Origin of the sequence: Halobium salinum (assembly GCF_026586625.1) — an archaeon.
GTDB classification, from domain to species: domain Archaea; phylum Halobacteriota; class Halobacteria; order Halobacteriales; family Haloferacaceae; genus Halobium; species Halobium salinum.
The window spans coordinates 265,859-281,444 of record NZ_JAODIW010000010.1 but is presented as its reverse complement, the minus strand read 5'-3'; the positions used below and the strand labels follow the sequence as shown (position 1 = coordinate 281,444).

At 70.9% G+C, this 15,586-nt stretch carries 17 protein-coding genes; 10 read left to right on the top strand and 7 right to left on the bottom strand.

Translation table 11 applies throughout. The features are described from left to right. The first annotated feature begins 46 nt into the window (after positions 1–46). Positions 47–448, top strand: coding sequence for a CBS domain-containing protein (locus N5095_RS20085; RefSeq protein WP_267624962.1), 402 nt, complete (start codon positions 47–49; stop codon positions 446–448). A 72-nt stretch (positions 449–520) separates the two neighbouring features. After that, positions 521–952: a universal stress protein gene (locus tag N5095_RS20080; RefSeq protein WP_267624961.1), complete on the top strand. Its 432-nt coding sequence runs from the start codon at positions 521–523 to the stop codon at positions 950–952. 35 nt (positions 953–987) lie between these two features. Here N5095_RS20080 and N5095_RS20075 read toward each other — a convergent pair whose 3' ends face one another. The 3 genes from N5095_RS20075 to N5095_RS20065 form a co-directional block, all read right to left on the bottom strand. Then, positions 988–2,232: an inorganic phosphate transporter gene (locus tag N5095_RS20075; RefSeq protein ID WP_267624960.1), complete on the bottom strand. Its 1,245-nt coding sequence runs from the start codon at positions 2,230–2,232 to the stop codon at positions 988–990. Continuing rightward, positions 2,229–3,125 (bottom strand): universal stress protein, encoded by an 897-nt coding sequence (locus tag N5095_RS20070; RefSeq protein WP_267624959.1) that lies wholly within the window; start codon positions 3,123–3,125, stop codon positions 2,229–2,231. The genes N5095_RS20075 and N5095_RS20070 overlap by 4 nt, the downstream gene beginning before the upstream one ends. Positions 3,126–3,205: 80 nt before the next feature. Beyond that, positions 3,206–4,345 (bottom strand): pyridoxal phosphate-dependent aminotransferase, encoded by a 1,140-nt coding sequence (locus N5095_RS20065; RefSeq protein ID WP_267624958.1) that lies wholly within the window; start codon positions 4,343–4,345, stop codon positions 3,206–3,208. A gap of 91 nt (positions 4,346–4,436) precedes the next feature. On the opposite strand from N5095_RS20065, the gene N5095_RS20060 reads away from it, so the two are divergent. The 4 genes from N5095_RS20060 (at position 4,437) to N5095_RS20045 (ending at position 7,676) form a co-directional block, all read left to right on the top strand. Beyond that, entirely contained in the window at positions 4,437–4,682 is a 246-nt protein-coding gene (locus N5095_RS20060; protein WP_267624957.1) for a hypothetical protein, read from the top strand. A 17-nt stretch (positions 4,683–4,699) separates the two neighbouring features. Further along, positions 4,700–5,293, top strand: coding sequence for a class I SAM-dependent methyltransferase (locus N5095_RS20055; RefSeq protein WP_267624956.1), 594 nt, complete (start codon positions 4,700–4,702; stop codon positions 5,291–5,293). Positions 5,294–5,391: 98 nt separating this feature from the next. Further along, positions 5,392–6,072, top strand: coding sequence for a carbonic anhydrase (locus tag N5095_RS20050; protein WP_267624955.1), 681 nt, complete (start codon positions 5,392–5,394; stop codon positions 6,070–6,072). Between the two features lie 182 nt (positions 6,073–6,254). Beyond that, a complete protein-coding gene (locus tag N5095_RS20045) occupies positions 6,255–7,676 on the top strand; it encodes a lamin tail domain-containing protein (protein ID WP_267624954.1) in 1,422 nt (473 codons plus the stop codon). Between the two features lie 57 nt (positions 7,677–7,733). Here N5095_RS20045 and N5095_RS20040 read toward each other — a convergent pair whose 3' ends face one another. From N5095_RS20040 to N5095_RS20030, 3 genes are all read right to left on the bottom strand, one after another. Then, positions 7,734–8,039 carry a hypothetical protein gene (locus tag N5095_RS20040; protein WP_267624953.1) on the bottom strand — a complete coding sequence of 102 codons (306 nt, stop codon included), beginning with the start codon at positions 8,037–8,039 and terminating at the stop codon, positions 7,734–7,736. A 63-nt stretch (positions 8,040–8,102) separates the two neighbouring features. Next, entirely contained in the window at positions 8,103–8,429 is a 327-nt protein-coding gene (locus tag N5095_RS20035; RefSeq protein WP_390203603.1) for a chorismate mutase, read from the bottom strand. Then, positions 8,426–9,343 (bottom strand): shikimate kinase, encoded by a 918-nt coding sequence (locus tag N5095_RS20030; protein ID WP_267624951.1) that lies wholly within the window; start codon positions 9,341–9,343, stop codon positions 8,426–8,428. The genes N5095_RS20035 and N5095_RS20030 overlap by 4 nt, the downstream gene beginning before the upstream one ends. Positions 9,344–9,496: 153 nt before the next feature. Between N5095_RS20030 and N5095_RS20025 the strand changes: the two genes are divergently transcribed. Further along, on the top strand, positions 9,497–10,570 hold the full coding sequence (locus tag N5095_RS20025) for a glycosyltransferase family 4 protein (RefSeq protein ID WP_267625359.1): 1,074 nt from the start codon (positions 9,497–9,499) through the stop codon (positions 10,568–10,570). A gap of 60 nt (positions 10,571–10,630) precedes the next feature. Here the strand turns inward: N5095_RS20025 and N5095_RS20020 are convergent, their stop codons facing one another. Beyond that, a complete protein-coding gene (locus N5095_RS20020; RefSeq protein ID WP_267624950.1) occupies positions 10,631–10,996 on the bottom strand; it encodes a DUF7510 family protein in 366 nt (121 codons plus the stop codon). 406 nt (positions 10,997–11,402) lie between these two features. On the opposite strand from N5095_RS20020, the gene N5095_RS20015 reads away from it, so the two are divergent. Genes N5095_RS20015 through N5095_RS20005 form a run of 3 tightly spaced genes read left to right on the top strand, consistent with a single transcriptional unit; the run spans position 11,403 to position 15,515 of the window. After that, the gene (locus N5095_RS20015; RefSeq protein ID WP_267624949.1) at positions 11,403–12,692 is read left to right on the top strand and encodes a Single-stranded DNA binding protein; all 1,290 of its coding nucleotides are present in this window, start codon (positions 11,403–11,405) and stop codon (positions 12,690–12,692) included. After that, positions 12,689–14,719, top strand: a complete 2,031-nt coding sequence (locus N5095_RS20010) for a hypothetical protein (protein WP_267624948.1) — start codon at positions 12,689–12,691, stop codon at positions 14,717–14,719. The genes N5095_RS20015 and N5095_RS20010 overlap by 4 nt, the downstream gene beginning before the upstream one ends. Position 14,720: 1 nt before the next feature. Beyond that, positions 14,721–15,515: a metallophosphoesterase gene (locus N5095_RS20005; RefSeq protein WP_390203601.1), complete on the top strand. Its 795-nt coding sequence runs from the start codon at positions 14,721–14,723 to the stop codon at positions 15,513–15,515. The last annotated feature ends 71 nt before the right edge of the window (positions 15,516–15,586 follow it).

Here is a 15,586-nt window from a genome sequence, read left to right as displayed (position 1 = left end):
GGACGCGACCCGCACCCTTAACCCCCGCCCGCTGGAAACGCCACCCATGGACGACATCTTCGTCGCGCGACTCATGTCCTCCGACCTCGTCACCGTCACGCCGGACACGCTGGTCGAACACGCCGCGACGACCATGCTCGAACACGGCATCGGCTCGCTCGTGGTCGTCGACGACGACGGGCGACTCCAGGGGATTCTCACCAACACGGACTTCGTCCGCATCGTGTCGGAGCGCAAGCCGAAGGACCAGACGCCCGTCTCCGAGTACATGACGACGGACGTGGTCACGACGACCGCCCAGACCGACATCCGCGAGGTCGCCGACGCGATGGTCGGGAACGGGTTCCACCACATGCCGGTCGTCGACGACGAGGACGGCGTCATCGGCATGATAACGACCACCGACCTGACGGCGTACATCTCGACGGTCCAGACGCCGAGCCCGTAGCGCAACCCGCTGTACCCACGTCCCGCCACACCCCCGCGGGACCTTCTTGTGCCTCGCTCACCGAGTAGCGACATGGCTCCTTCGCACGTCCTAGTCGCGCTCGACGGGTCGCCGCTGGCCGAGGCGGCACTCGACTACGCGCTCGAGACGTTCGACTGTCGGACCACCGTCCTCAACGTCGTCACCCCCGTCGACGCGTCGATGAGCGAAGGGGGCGTCCTCGGCGTCGACGAGGGGCGACGGGCCGACGCACGCGCCCGCGCAGAACGGCTGGTCGCGGACGCCGAGCGCCGCGCCGAGGCCGCCGACCGGACGGTGGAGCCGGCGGTCGAGTCGGGCGACCCCGCGGAGACCGTCCTCGCGTACGTCGACGCACACGACGTGGACCAGGTCGTGATGGGCGGCCACGGCGGCGAGCGCGGTGACATCGCGCGACGCCTGCTCGGGACGGTCGCGACCGCGGTCGTCGGCGCGGCGCCGGCGACGGTGACGGTCGTTCGGTGAGACCCGTCACCGGCGCCTCGCCGCCGCCGACCCCTTCACCCCCCGAGAACCGCCGCGAACAGTCGGTAGAGCCCGAACCCGACGCCGACGGAGGCGACGAGCGTCAACACCCAGAAGAGGAGCGTCACGCCGATTTTTCGCCGCGAGACGCCGGCCGACCCGCCCGCCAACCCTCCGCCGATGACGCCGGAGATGATGATGTTGTTGAACGAGATGGGGATGCCGAGCGCGATGGCCGACTGCGCGATGACGAACCCGGGGACGAGCGCGGCGATGGAGCGCCTGATTCCCAGTTGGGCGTACTCCCGGGAGGTCGCCTGCAGGAGTCGTGGCGAGCCCATCCAGGCGCCGCCGAGGATGCCGACCGCTCCGATTGCGAGCAGCGCGATTCCCGGAAGCCCCAGCTCCGTCCCGTAGAGGTTCTCGAGGGGCCCCGTCGCCAACCCGACCTGACTCCCGCCGCTCGAGAAGGCGACGACGCTCCCGAGAGCGACGAGAAAGGTCCTGACCCCCCGGTCGACCGAGGCCTGCGTCCGTCGGCGGATGAACCGGAAACTCGCCGCCGCGGCGAGGAGCGTGAGCGCCACCGCCGCGGAGTCGACGCCGCCGACGGTCGGGGAGCCGAGGAGCCGGCTCCCGAACGCGGCGAGGGAGCTCGCCGTCTCCCCCGGCGCCGCGGGGACGATGCTCAGTTCGACGTTCGCGACGATGCCGCCGACGAGCCCGGCGAGCAGCGGGATGCCGACCGTCTCCGGGACGTCGTCGCGCCGGAGTAGCGTCGCCGTCAGGTAGGCCAGCCCGCCCGAGACCGGCGGGACCAGCAGCCAGAACGTCGCGATACGCCGGTAGGTGTCGAACGCCGGCGTCCCGCCGAGGGAGAGTCCGACGCCGACCATCGCGCCGGTCGTCGCGAACGCCGCCGGCACCGGGTAGCCCGAGTAGACGCCGAACCCCATGAACAGCGTCGCGGTCAGCAGGCCGGCGGTCGCCGCGAGCGAGCCGATGGCGACGCCGTTTATCAGCCCCGAGCCGACCGTCTCGGAGATGCTCCCGCCCTGCGTGAGCGCCCCCAGCGCCGCGAGAATACCGATGAGAAACGCGGCCCGCATCGTGGAGATGGCGTTCGCGCCGATGGCGGGGGCGAAGGGTGGGGAGTTGCTGTTCGCGCCGAGCGCCCACGCCGTCGCCAGCCCGGTCAGGGTCGCGATGGCGACCAACGCCCAGAAGCCGAGCCCGAGCGCGGAGACGAGCGCGACCCCGAGGCTCCCGGGACCGTTCATCGTCTGAGCAGCTCCCCGACCCGTCCGAGCGGTCCCCCGACCACGTCCCCGTCCCGTGCGAGGATGACGGTCCTGTCGGTCTCTCCGACCAGCCGGCGCGGAACCGACCCGACGAGCCGCCGTCGGAGTCGCCCCTGCCGGGTCGCGCCGAGCACGATGACGTCGCCGTCGTAGGCGACGTCGACGATGGTCCCGACGACGTCGTCGTCGACGCGGACGACCCGTTCGACCGGCACCGCGGGCCCGGGCGCACGGTCGAGCGCCGCCGCGGCCTCCTCGACGTACCGACCTGCCACCTCGCGCGCGTCGCCGGCGTCCGGCCCCGGCGTCGCGACCGACAGGAGCACCACGCGGGCCTCGTTCCGGGCGGCGATGGCCTTGACGACCGCGGCGGCCGCCGCGACGTGCGGACCGCCGGCGACCGGCAGGAGGACGGCGTCGACCCCGTTCGCCTCGGCGCCGACGCGCTCGACGTAGAGGTCACAGGCGGCGCGCTCGACGAGCCGGTCGACGGTCGAGCCGAGGACCGCGTCGCTCCGCCGCGGACGCCCTTCCCACCCCACCACCAGCGCGGCGGGGTCGGTCTCGTCGACCGCCGCGAGGAGCCCCCTCGCGACCGACCGCGCGACGATGAGGTCGCGCTCGACGGTGACGCCCGGCGGCGCCTCCGCTCGCGCGAGGAGCTCGCGGTCGTCACCCGAGAACTGTCTGACGATGGTCTCGTCGTCGAACACCCCGAACGGCGAGTCGTACGACTTCACCACGACCGTCACGAGCCGCACCGTCTTCCCGGCGAGGCGTGCGAGGTCGCCGGCGGTCCGGACCAGCTGTTGGACGTGCGCCGGCTCTTCGACCGCCACGAGCACCGGTCCGGCCGGCTCCCCCCGTTCCATGTGATGCGTTGACGGTGGCCGGGGAAAAGCGTTACTCGCGTGACGGGAAGTTCCGTCCGACCGGCTCGGTGAAGCGGTGTTCAGTTCGACCGGACCGACTCGACGTGTCGACCGACCCGCGCCAGCCCCTCCTCCAGTTCGTGGGTGTGCAGGCCGAAGCCGATACGGAATCGGTCGGGGTGGCCGAACAGCTCCCCGGGGGCGAGGACGACGCTCTCGGCCTCGACCAGCGACCGACAGAACTCCTTCCCGCTGTCGAACCCCTCGGGGAGCGTCGGAAAGCCGTTGACGCCGGTCGGCTCGTACCACTCCATCCCGTACTCCTCGAGGAACGCCGCGACGCGTTCGCGGTTCCCCGCCGCGTGCGCGCGGTTCGCGTCGAGAATCTCGGCCTCCTGTGCGCCCATCGCCTGCTTCGCGACGTGCTGGCCGAGTTTCGGCGGCGAGATGGTGGTGTAATCCTTCCAGCGCCGGACCGCGTCCGCGACCGCGGGCTCGGCGACGAGCCAACCGAGTCGGGCACCGGCGAGCCCGTACGACTTCGAGACGCCGGCCGCCGAGATAGCGTGCGGACCGAGCGCCGCCGCCGGCTCGTGGGGGTCGGGAGCGAGCATCCGGTACACCTCGTCGACGAAGAGGTAGGTGCCGTGTCCGCCGCCGACACTCGTACCGGCTCCCGGCCCGGAGCCTCCCCGACGGCCGTCGGCGTCGTGGTCCGCGACGAGGTCGTACAGCGCCCGCATCGTCTCCGGACCGTAGTAGCGCCCGGTCGGGTTGCTCGGGTTCGTGAGCACGACGAGGCGCGTCTCCGGGCGCATCGCGTCGGCGACGGCGTCGACGTCGAGGTCCCACTCGGGCGGTTCGGTCTCCACGGTGGTCACCGAGCCGACCGAGGCGGGGACGCTCTCCAGGGACTGGTACGTCGGCGCGACGACGACGGCGTGGTCGCCCTCGTCCACGAGCGAGAGGAAGCCGAGGAAGTCAGCCTCCTGGGTGCCGCAGGTGAGGACGACCTCCTCGGCGTCGCGACCGTGTCTGTCGGCGATGTCGGCTCTGAACGTCGGGTCGCCGTCGGTCGGGATGACGTAGCCCATCTCGCCGACGTCGAGGTCGAAGCGGTCGGCGTCGAGGCTCCGGACCCCGCTCTCCGCGAGCATCAGGTCGGCGTCGGGTTCGTACTCGTCGAACCAGCGTTCGAGTTCGAACGGGGGGATGTCCATGCGGGAGCCACGCGGGCGGCGGTGTCAAGCGTACCGGTCCCCCCAGCGGAGCGACTGAGAGATACTTCTCGGCCGGGCGCGTAGTCTTCTCATGGTCCTCGGACTCGCCCTCGCTCTCCTCGCCCTCGCGGAGCTGTTCGCGCCGAAGCGCGTCGTGGAGTTCTGGCTTCGGGTGGCCGTCTCGAACCCCGACACCGTGGAAGTCCGTCCGTGGCTGTACGCGCTCGCGCGCCTCGAAGGCGTCGTGATTCTGCTCTGGCTGGTGCGGCGCCGCCGGGGGTCACCGCGCCGACGGCTGACTCCCCGCCGTCGGAACCCGGAACCGACTTTCCGGTAGACGCGGTACGCCCCGGTGTGGAACGCTTCGAGAACACCCGCCAGCCGGACTGGGACTGGTGGGGTCGGCTGTGGCCGACACCTGGCGCGACGCTCCGCCGACTCGGCGTCGCACCCGAAGAGACGCTCGCCGAGGTCGGCTCCGGCAACGGCTACTTCGCGCTTCCCGTCGCCCGAATCGCCGACCCGGCGATGGTGTACGCGGTCGACCTCGACGAGCGCCTGCTCGACGAGCTAGCTCATCTCGCGTCGGCGCAGGGAATCGACACCGTCGAACCGGTCCGCGGCGACGCGCGCGAGCTGTCGGACCTCCTGCCCGAACCGGTCGACCGCGTCCTGTTCGCGAACGCCCTCCACGGCGTCGACGACCCCGGCACGCTCCTCCGGCAGTGCTTCGAGTCGCTCCGACCCGGCGGGCAGTTCGTCGTCGTGAACTGGCACGCTCGTCCGCGCGAGGAGACGGCCGTGCTGGGCGAACCACGGGGACCGCCACCCGAAAGGCGGATGACGCCCGAAGCGACCGAACGCGTCGTCCTCGACGCCGCCGACTTCGACCTCGTCGAGGACGTCGACCTGCCGCCGCACCACTACGGACTCGTCTTCGAGCGCTGAAACGTCGCGGCGCCCCGGCGGGAGTCGCCCGGTTGGCACACCGGCGAGGGTCGCACCGACCACCAACCAATATGGTCGTCCCCCGCGGAGTCACGGGTATGCACCGGACGTTCCTCGACCTGTTGGAACACAACGCCGAACACGCCCGCGAGTTCGACTCGCGCTTCGACGAGGTACAGGACGCCCAACACCCGGACGCGGTCACCGTCTGCTGTTCGGACTCCCGCGTCCTCCAGGACCACGTCTGGGAGAACGACCGGCCCGGTCACCTGTTCACCGTCTCGAACATCGGCAACCGGGTCGTCCAGCGGACCGAGCAGGGGGAGGTCGTCTCCGGTGACGTACTCTACCCGCTCGAACACACGGGGACCGAACTCGCCGTCGTGCTGGGTCACACCGGCTGTGGCGCCGTCACGGCGACCTACGACGCGCTGACCGACGGCATCTCCGAGCCGCCGGGCATCGAGTACAGCATCGACCTGCTGAAGTCTCGCCTGGCCGACGGCGTCGAGGCGCTCCCCGACGACGTGGACCGGGCCGGCGCCGTCAATCGGCTCGTCGAGTACAACGTCGACCGGCAGGTGGAAGCCCTGCTGGAGGACGACTCGGTCCCCGACGGCGTGGACGTCGTCGGCGCGGTCTACGACTTCCAGGACGTCTACGGCGGAAAGCGCGGCGAGGTCCACGTGGTGAACGTCGGGGGGGAGACGAGCGTCGAGGCGCTTCGGGGGGCGCACCCGGAGGCCGAGGACCGGATTCGCCGGCTCTGGGAGTACTGAGGCACTCCGTCGGCGGGACCGCGGTCGCATGCTTCTCGGCCCGACCGCATCCTCACCGGCGCGAGACGCTTCGCGAGAGCGACTAGTCGGGCGTCTCGTGTTTCGCGTTTCGTGACATTCACGGACCTGTTCGCTTCCCCACAACTTAGTCGCCCCGCCGAGTGCCCCCGAACGACACGTCAATGAGGGACCTTCTGACGCTCGCGGTGGTGCTGACGGTGGTTCTCGCGGGGTGTGGCGGGGGCGTGACGACCGACCCCAACGGGACCGCCGACGGCGTCGGCACCGACACCGCCACGGAGACCCCGGTCGGAGCGGGGGCTGGCACACAGACCGGAGCCGACTCCGGGTCGGTGACCGAGGCGGGGACGCCGGATTCGACGACGTCCCGGACGACGGGAACCGACGCGTCGGTCGACACGCCGGACTCGACGGCATCCGGCTCGAACGACGGACCGGACTCGGACGGCGACCCCGCTCCTGCCGGGTCGTCCGGTGACGAGGACGACACCGTCGCCACGACCGCCGGCGCTCGGGAGTCGACGACGACGGCGACCGCGACCAGCACGGCTACGACGACGGAGACCGCGACCCGCACCCCGACTAGTACGGCTCGACCGACGACGATGGCGACCAGCACGGCTCGACCGACGACCAGCACGACCGCCGTCCCGACGGAGACGCCGACGGCCACGCCCGAGTTCTCGGACCGTACCGAGTGGACCGTCACCGTCGTCCGCGTCGTCGACGGCGACACTCTCGAAGTTCGGTTCCCGGACGGCCACACGGAGAACGTGCGGCTACTCGGCGTCGACACGCCGGAGGTTCACGTCGAGAACACGCCGGACGAGTTCGAAGGCATCCCCGTCACGGACGGCGGGCGCGACCACCTGCGCTCCTGGGGTCGCGAGGCCAGCACCTACGCCACCTCGAAGCTCGCCGGCGAGGAGGTCGCCATCTCGACCGACCCGGCGGCGGACCGCCGCGGGGGCTACGGTCGCCTCCTCGTGTACGTCGACCACGAGGGGACCGACTTCAACCGGCGGCTGCTCAGCCAGGGGTACGCTCGACTGTACGAGTCGGAGTTCAGTCGGTACGACGCCTACGCGACCGCCGAACGGACGGCACAGCGCGACGAACTCGGCCTCTGGAACTACGGCGCCCCCGAGACCGCCACGCCGACATCCACGCGGACTCCGACAGCGACACCGCCGTCGACCGACACACCCGGCACATCCGAGGCCACCTCGACCCCGGTCACCGACGGCGGCTCCTCCGGCGACCTCGCCGTCGCCGAGGTACACGCGGACGCCCCCGGTAACGACCACGACAACCTCAACGAGGAGTACGTCGTCTTCGAGAACGCCGGCGACTCGGCGGTCGACCTCTCCGGCTGGACCGTCACCGACGCCGCAGACCACGACTACTCGTTCCCGGCGCTGACGCTCCGGCCCGGCGAGCGTGTGACGCTCTACACCGGGTCGGGGACGGACGGCGACGGCGCCCTCTACTGGGGGTCGGGGCGCGCCGTCTGGAACAACGGCGGCGACACGATTACCGTCCGAGACGAGACCGGGACGGTCGTCGTCGAGCGGACGTACTGAGGCCGGGCTGGAGCGCGCCTTCCCGGACTCCGCCCGGCACGGCGGACTGTCCGCCGGTCAGAACAGCGGCTCCGGTTCGTCACCGCTGACGGGGTCGACCCCGATGGCGGCCGCGATTGCTTCCAACTCGCTCTTCGAGAACGCCCCGTCGGGCGCCTCGTCCAGTTCCTCGGCGAGGCCGACGGCGACTCGTACCTGCCGACGCATCGTCGCCGTCGATTCGGTCGGGTCGGTCGTGTCGCCGACGCCGAGTTCCGCACGCAGCGCCCCGAGTTCCTCCTTCGTAAACGACGCCGTCACCTCTCGCTTGAACCGTCCGACACCGCCGCGGATGCCGTTTCGGATGTCGTGTTTCGTGACCATACCGGGACTTCGTCGGTGACCGGTAAACTGCTTGGGCTGTCTCGGCGACCCCCGAAACGAGCGTTAGCGGTTCTCTCGCTGTTCGACCTTGTTCAGCTCGATGAGCAACCGGAAAATCGCCTTCACCAGGTTGGCGTCCACCTCGAATCGTTCGGCGTTCTCGCCGGCGCGCTCCATGACGCGCTCCTCCTGGCCCTCGTCCGTAGTCGGGAGGTCGCGTTCGGCCTTCACGGTCGCGACGGTGTCGGCGACGTACGTTCGGCGGGCGATGAGTTCGACGATGTCGCGGTCGATCTCCTCGATCTCCGCGCGCAGTTCGTCGAGGCTCATCGAGTCCACGGGCGATTCTTCCAGGCTCGTCTCGGCGTCGAAGTCTGTCTGGTCGGTCATAGTACGCGTGCTCCGTCGTTGCGCGTGGTAAGCAGTCTGGTCTCGCCCGGACGCTCGGCCCATAGGTCGCGGACGGCGTCGAGTTTCTCCCGGTCGCCGACGGCGACGACGCTCGGGCCGGTGCCGGAGAGCGAGACGCCCTCCGCGAGTCCCATCGCCTCGACGGCGGGGTCGGTCGGGAAGTCGAGCGCCGCGGAGAACGCGAGGCCGTTGACCGTCATCGCCTCGCCGTAGCGGCCGTCGCGGGCGAGTTCTATCGCGAGGTCGGCCATCGGCGCGACCGCCTCACAGCGGCTCACGTCGGCGTCGGCGCTGTAGGCGCGCTCCGGTGGGGTCCACACCAGGGCGTCCTGCTCGAACGCCTCGTGGGAGAGCAGGGCGTCCTCGCGGTTGTCGGTGACGACGACGCCTCCGAGCATGCTGGCGGCGGCGTCGTCGAACGCGCCGGTGACGGCGACGCCGGTGTCGCGGGCGGCCTGTACCCCGAGGCGGCAGGCGTCGACGCGGGCGACTCGCGAGCGACCCGTCGTCTCGCCGCCGTCGGCGTCGACCGGCTCGAGCCCGAGGGCGTCCAGTGTCGCGAGCGCGGTCGCGTTGGCGGCCGCGCTCGAACTCTTCAGGCCGGCCGCCATCGGCACGTCGGACTCGGTGCGGACGCGTCCGCCTTGGCCGTCGCCGTAGCGTTCCACGACGAGTTCGACACAGCGCTCGACGAGGCGGGTGTCGGCGTCGGGGGCCTCGGCTATCTCGCCCTCGACGGTCGGTGTCGCCGACGCGTCGCCGGCGCGCTCGCCGCCGGCCCACAGTTCGACCGTCGCGCGCGTCTCGGCGTCGATGGCGAAGGCGGCGCCTCGACCGGTCGCGAGCGCGTTGACGACGGTGCCCGCCCCGAGGGCGGCTGCTCGACCCTCCATACCCGGGAGGGCGAGACGCGAGTGCATCAATCTGGGGGTCGCCGCCGATTTCGCCCCCGAGCCGCCGGGACGACCCCTCGATACGGGGTCACGAGCGACAAACGCTAAGTGGCGGGTACGCAAACTCCGGGACATATGCCACCACGGGTTCTGATGCTGGGCTGGGGCTACCCGCCGAACGTCACCGGCGGACTGGACACGCACGTCGGTGAGGTGTTCGACCGGCTGGTCGAGCGCGACGACGTCGAGGCCGAACTGCTGCTGCCCGCGGAGTACGCACCGGAGGACCGCGAGCACATCGAGGGGGTGCCGACCGGCGACGGGGACATCATCACTCGTATCGGCCGGCTGAGCAAGCGCTTCGCCGAGAAGGCCGAGGACGCCGACGTCATCCACACCCACGACTGGTTCGGCTACGGGCCGGGCTCCCGGGCGCAGTCGACCGCCGACGTGGAGTGGATCAACTCCTTTCACGCGCTGAGTTCGGACCGCAACCTCGACCCGCCCCAGCGCGAGGTGGAGACCGAACAGCGCCTCACGAACCGCGCGGACTTCCTCGTCGCCGTGAGCCACCTGCTCGCCGGCAACGTGAAGGAACACTACGGGGGCGACTGCCACGTCATCCACAACGGGTTCACCGAACCCGAGCTGACGGGCACCGACATGAAGGAGCGCCACGGTATCGACGGGAAGATGCTCTTCTTCGTCGGACGGCACACCGACCAGAAGGGCATCTCGCATCTCCTCTACGCCATGCAGAAGCTCCGTCGGGACGACGTGACGCTCGTGCTCGGCGGGAAGGGCCACCTCACCGACCAGCTCGTGAAGTTCGCCGAACTGCTGGGCATCGAGGACAAGCTGGTGTGGGCCGGCTACGTCCCCGAGAAGGAGTTGGGCGACTACTACAAGTCCGCGGACGTGTTCGTCTCGCCGTCGCTCGCGGAGCCGTTCGGCATCACCATCACGGAGGCGCTGGCGGTCGGCACGCAGGTCGTCGCCACCGAGTCCGGCGTCGCCGAGTGTCTGCCCGAGGACTGCATCGTGGAGGTCGAGCGCGACTCCGAGTCCATCGTCCGCGGCATCGAGGAGGCGCTCTCGCGGGAGGGGCCGCCGGAGTACGAACCGCGCACCTGGGACGAGGTCGTCGACGACCACGTCGAGGTGTACACGGAGGTCGCGGCGCGGGCGGACGAAGCAGGAGAGGCGGGAGAGGCGGAGTCGGAGTAGGCGGCGGAGAATGCAGAAAGCCGGGTGCGGTCGCGAAGACCGTCTTCTCTCTTTTCTCGCTCAGCGGAAGACGTGGAACTCGGTGACCGGCCGCGGGTGGCTGATGACGAACCCGTTGGTCGTCTTCTGGACGCCGGGGCCGCGCGCGAGCGACTGGTAGGGGGAGTCGTCGCGGGCCGATTGGTAGGGGGAGTCGTCCTGCACCGACTGATACGGCGAGTCGTCGGGGACGGACTGGTACGGGGAGTCGTCCTGCACCGACTGGTAGGGACTGGCCTCGGTGTCCTTGTTGAAGTCCTCCGGCGGGAGGTAGATGCGCTCGCCGGCCTCGTCGCGGACGACGACGGCGGCCTCCTGCGTGCCGGTGACCTGGATGCGCGTTCGCGACTCGTCGATGTGGGTCTCGCAGTCGAACTCTTCGGCCATGGTTGCTACTTGGGTGTGTACGTCGGTGGTACTTAGGGGTTCGTGCCGTTTTAGTGGTGTTCGGTGGATGTGACTGTGTACAACGAGGTGTCGAGGTACCGATGTGACGAGGTATCGAGGCGATGTCCCTTGAAAGGGGCCCCACCCGACCGCACTGCAGCCACGTCCTCCCCAGCCGATTCGCTCCCTTCGGTCGCTCATCCCTCGCACGGATGCACCGCGGCCGGAGCCGCGGCGGCGCGCGCCGGCCGCCCCGCCGTGCGACCCGAGAGCGCGAGGGCTTTGCTGGGTCATCGGGTCGTCGCCGGCCGAAAGTCGCACAACAATCCCGAGTCCGACCACGCAAGAAATCACTTCCACCGCGATAGACGACGGTTTTTATCCGATGGCGCCCAAGGCCCGAGCGATGGACGTAGACGACCATGCCGAGGAGCTCGCCTCCGACCTCGGCGTCGACAAAGCGGAGGTCAAGCAGGACCTGGAAAATCTCGTACAGTACAGCGTCCCCATCGAGGAAGCCAAGCAGTCCGTCCGCCGGAAACACGGCGGGGGCAGTTCGGGCGGCTCGGCCCCGACCTCAAAGGACGTCGGCGACGTGACCACCGGCGACGGCAACGTCACCGTCTCCGTGCGCGTGCTGTCGGTGGGCACCCGCACCATCCGCTATCAGGGTGAGGACCAGACCATCCGGGAGGGCGAACTCGCCGACGGGACGGGTCGCATCTCCTACACCGCGTGGCAGGACTTCGGCTTCGAGCCGGGCGACTCGCTCACGGTCGGCAACGCGAACGTCCGCGAGTGGGACGGCGCCCCCGAACTCAACCTCGGGCAGTCGACGACGGTCGCGATGAGCGACGAGGAAGTCGACGTGCCCTACGAGGTGGGCGGCGAGGCCGACCTCATCGACATCGACCCCGGCGACCGCGGGCGCGTCCTCGACGTGCAGGTGCTCGAAGTCGAACAGAAGACCATCGACGGTCGGGACGGGGAGACCACCATCCTCTCGGGCGTCGTCGGCGACGAGACCGCCAAACTGCCGTTCACCGACTGGAGCCCGCACCCGGACATTCAGCCCGGAGCGAGCCTCCGACTCTCGGACGTGTACGTTCGGGAGTTCCGGGGCGTCCCCTCGGTGAACCTCTCGGAACACACCACCGTCAGCGAACTCGACGCCGACGTGGAGGTCGCCGAGGAAGCCCCGAAGATGGGCGTCGGCGAGGCCGTCGCGACGGGCGGGATGTTCGACGTCGAAGTGGTCGGCAGTCTCCTCGCCGTCCGCGACGGCTCGGGGCTCATCGAACGCTGTCCGGAGTGCGGACGCGTCGTCCAGAACGGCCAGTGCCGGAGTCACGGCGAGGTCGACGCCGAGGACGACATGCGCGTAAAGGCAATCATCGACGACGGCAGCGGCACCCTCACCGCCGTGCTCGACCGCGAGCTCACCGAGCGCGTCTACGGCGACGACATGGACGCCGCCCTCGACGCGGCCCGCGAGGCGATGGACCGCGAGGTCGTCGCCGACGACATCCGCGAGGAGGTCGTGGGTCGGGAGTTCCGCGTTCGGGGGAACCTCTCGGTCGACGAGTACGGCGCGAACCTCGACGCGACGGAGTTCGCCGAGTCCGACGACGACCCGGCCGAGCGCGCCCGCGACGCCTTACAGCGACTGGTCGGGACACAGGGGGTGGAGGCATGAGCGGGTCGAACTCGGATTCGAACTCGAACGACAGTTCCGACGCCGGCCCGGGCAGCCGCGAGGTCGCCCAGCGCCTGTTCGCGGCGGAGTTCGACGACGCGACGTTCTCCTACTCCGAGAGCGACGAGGAGCGCGCCCCGAACTACGTCGTCTCGCCGACCGGCGCGCGCATCAACCGGATGTTCGCCGTCGGCGTTCTGACGGAGGTCGAGTCCGTCAACGAGGACATCGTCCGGGGCCGCGTCGTCGACGCGACCGGCCCGTTCGTCACCTACGCCGGCCAGTACCAGCCCGACGAGCAGGCGTACTTAGAACGCACCACGCCGCCCGCGTTCGTCGCGCTCACCGGGAAGGCCCGGACGTTTCAGCCGGAGGACAGCGACCGCATCTACACCTCGGTCCGCCCGGAGAGCCTCAACTCTGTCGACGCCGAGACTCGCGACCGGTGGCTCGTCACGACCGCCGAGTCCACCCTCCACCGCCTCGCGGTGATGCGCGACGCGGTCGCCTCGGACCTGCGCGGCGACGACCTGCGCGACGCCCTCGAAGCCGCGGGCGTCCAGTCCTCGCTCGCGACGGGCGTCCCGTACGCAATCGACCACTACGGGACGACGACGGCCTATCTGGAGGCGGTTCGCCAACTCGCCGTCGACGCACTCGAAGTCGTCGCCGGGGAGCGCGACGAGGTCCGGGGTCTGAACGTCGCTCCCGACGAGGGCGGCAGCGCCGACCTCGGCGCGCTCCCGGAGGGCGTCGACCTCGACGCCGCCGCAGCCGAACCGTCGTCGGCCGAAGATGCGGACGAACCGGCCGCCGCAGGCGCGGCCGACGCCGCCTCCACCGGGGCGCTCGTCGACGAGGACGAGTCGACGGCGGCCGAACCCGCCGAGGCGGCGACGCCGGAGTCGAGCGACCCCGAGACGACCACGGGCGGCGCCGACGCGAGCGGTTCGGCAGACGCGAGCGATGCGACCGATACCGACGGACCGGCGACCGCGGACGCGACGAGCGCCGCCTCGACGGGGTCGACCCTCGACGCGGACGCCGCCGGCGACGAAACGGCCGCCGAACCCGCCGAGGCGACCGGGACCGACGAGGCGACGCCGACCGAGACGGTCGCGGACGAGCCCGCGGCCGATACGAGCGCCGCCGATTCGGCGAGCGGAGACGCGTCCAGCGCCGCCTCGACGGGGTCGACGGTCGACACCGAATCGGGGGCCGCCGAGCCCGCCGAAGCGGCGGACCCCGGCGCCGCGAGTGACGACTTGGGCGACTTCGATGCGGGAGCCGACGCCGGCGACGGGAGCGAGTCGGAGCCGGCCGCCGCGAGGGCCGACGACGCCGCCTCCACCGGGTCGCTCGTCGACGAGGACGAGTCGACGGCGGCCGAACCCGCCGAGGCGGCCGAGACGGCCGGGTCGGACGACGACGGGATGTACGAACTCGACGACGACGAACGCCGCGAGGTCGAAGCGGAGTTCGGCACCGAGTTCTCGACGGGGAACGACGTGGCCGACCCCGGCGAGGCCGACATCGACGTACCCGACGCCGACGACCTGACCGAGGAGGCCGACGGCGGCGACGGGGACGAAGACGAGAAGGCCGCTACTGGCGGTACGTCGAGTGCGGCCTCCACCGGTTCGACCGTCGACGCCGAGGCCGCGAGCGCGGACGCCGACGCGGCCGCCGAACCCGCAGAGGCGACCGACGCCACCGGCGACGGCGACCTCGGGGACTTCGACGCGGGCAGCGAGGACTCCGGAGCCGACACCGACACCGCGACCGCGGAGACCGACGAGGCCGACGCCGAGGGCACCCCTGACGCCGCCGACGTCGACCTCGAATCTACGGCCGTCGACATCATGGACGAACTGGACGACGGCGACGGCGCCGCCCGCGAGAACGTCGTCGCGGCGCTCGTCGAGCGCTACGGCGCGGACCCCGAGGACGCCGACGACGCCATCCAGGACGCCCTGATGAGCGGGAAATGTTACGAGCCCGGCGAGGACTCGCTGAAGGCCATCTGACGTGGCCGTGGAGGGGAGTCACACCGCGGTCGAACCCGTCCCAGGCGAGCCGGCCGCCGTCGCCACCCTCGGCGGCGACCACGACGGTGAGACGGCGCTCGTCGTCGCCGACTACCACGCCGGTATCGAGGACGCCCTGCGCTACGAGCGCGGGGTCGAATTGGAGAGCAACGCCGTCACCCGCCGCGACCGCCTGCTCGCCCTGCTCGACCGAACCGACGCCGACCGTCTCGTCGTGCTCGGCGACCTCGGCCACCGTATCGGCGCCTCCCGCGGCGACGAGCGCGAGGAGCTCGACGCCCTCGTCGACGCCGTCACCGACCGCGTCCCGTTCACGCTCGTGAAGGGGAACCACGACGGCGGCGTCGCCGACGAGTTCGGCGACCGTCTCGACGTCCGCGACGGCGCCGGCCACGTCGTCGGCGACGTGGCGTTCGTCCACGGCCACACGTGGCCGAGCGAGGACGTACTCGCCGCCTCGACCGTCTGCATGGGCCACGAACACCCCGCGGTGAAGCTCACCGACTCGGTGGGCGGGAGCCGCGTCGAACCCGCGTGGCTCCGCGGCCCGCTTCGCCGGGAGCCGTTCGCCGAACACTTCGAGGTCGACGCCGCCGACCTCGACTGGAACGACCCGGAACTCGTCGTCTTCCCGGCGTTCAACGACCGTTCGGGCGGGACGTGGGTGAACGTCGACGGTCAGGGCTTCCTCGCGCCGTTCCTCCCCGACGGGCTGGCGTCGGCGGAGGCGTACCTGCTCGACGGGACGCGGTTGGGGGATTATCGGCGCGTCTAGACGCGAGCGGCCGCCGTCGGTCTCGGCGACGCCCTCTCGGCCCCAACGCCTTACGGGCAAGCGGGCGAACA

What these genes read in the sequence shown, in the direction of transcription:
- N5095_RS20085 (WP_267624962.1), top strand. Translation starts at nt 47, where the DNA reads ATGGACGACATCTTCGTCGCGCGACTCATGTCCTCCGACCTCGTCACC.
- N5095_RS20080 (WP_267624961.1), top strand. Translation starts at nt 521, where the DNA reads ATGGCTCCTTCGCACGTCCTAGTCGCGCTCGACGGGTCGCCGCTGGCC.
- N5095_RS20075 (WP_267624960.1), bottom strand. Translation starts at nt 2,232, where the DNA reads ATGAACGGTCCCGGGAGCCTCGGGGTCGCGCTCGTCTCCGCGCTCGGG.
- N5095_RS20070 (WP_267624959.1), bottom strand. Translation starts at nt 3,125, where the DNA reads ATGGAACGGGGGGAGCCGGCCGGACCGGTGCTCGTGGCGGTCGAAGAG.
- N5095_RS20065 (WP_267624958.1), bottom strand. Translation starts at nt 4,345, where the DNA reads ATGGACATCCCCCCGTTCGAACTCGAACGCTGGTTCGACGAGTACGAA.
- N5095_RS20060 (WP_267624957.1), top strand. Translation starts at nt 4,437, where the DNA reads ATGGTCCTCGGACTCGCCCTCGCTCTCCTCGCCCTCGCGGAGCTGTTC.
- N5095_RS20050 (WP_267624955.1), top strand. Translation starts at nt 5,392, where the DNA reads ATGCACCGGACGTTCCTCGACCTGTTGGAACACAACGCCGAACACGCC.
- N5095_RS20045 (WP_267624954.1), top strand. Translation starts at nt 6,255, where the DNA reads ATGAGGGACCTTCTGACGCTCGCGGTGGTGCTGACGGTGGTTCTCGCG.
- N5095_RS20040 (WP_267624953.1), bottom strand. Translation starts at nt 8,039, where the DNA reads ATGGTCACGAAACACGACATCCGAAACGGCATCCGCGGCGGTGTCGGA.
- N5095_RS20035 (WP_390203603.1), bottom strand. Translation starts at nt 8,429, where the DNA reads ATGACCGACCAGACAGACTTCGACGCCGAGACGAGCCTGGAAGAATCG.
- N5095_RS20030 (WP_267624951.1), bottom strand. Translation starts at nt 9,343, where the DNA reads ATGGAGGGTCGAGCAGCCGCCCTCGGGGCGGGCACCGTCGTCAACGCG.
- N5095_RS20025 (WP_267625359.1), top strand. Translation starts at nt 9,497, where the DNA reads ATGCTGGGCTGGGGCTACCCGCCGAACGTCACCGGCGGACTGGACACG.
- N5095_RS20020 (WP_267624950.1), bottom strand. Translation starts at nt 10,996, where the DNA reads ATGGCCGAAGAGTTCGACTGCGAGACCCACATCGACGAGTCGCGAACG.
- N5095_RS20015 (WP_267624949.1), top strand. Translation starts at nt 11,403, where the DNA reads ATGGACGTAGACGACCATGCCGAGGAGCTCGCCTCCGACCTCGGCGTC.
- N5095_RS20010 (WP_267624948.1), top strand. Translation starts at nt 12,689, where the DNA reads ATGAGCGGGTCGAACTCGGATTCGAACTCGAACGACAGTTCCGACGCC.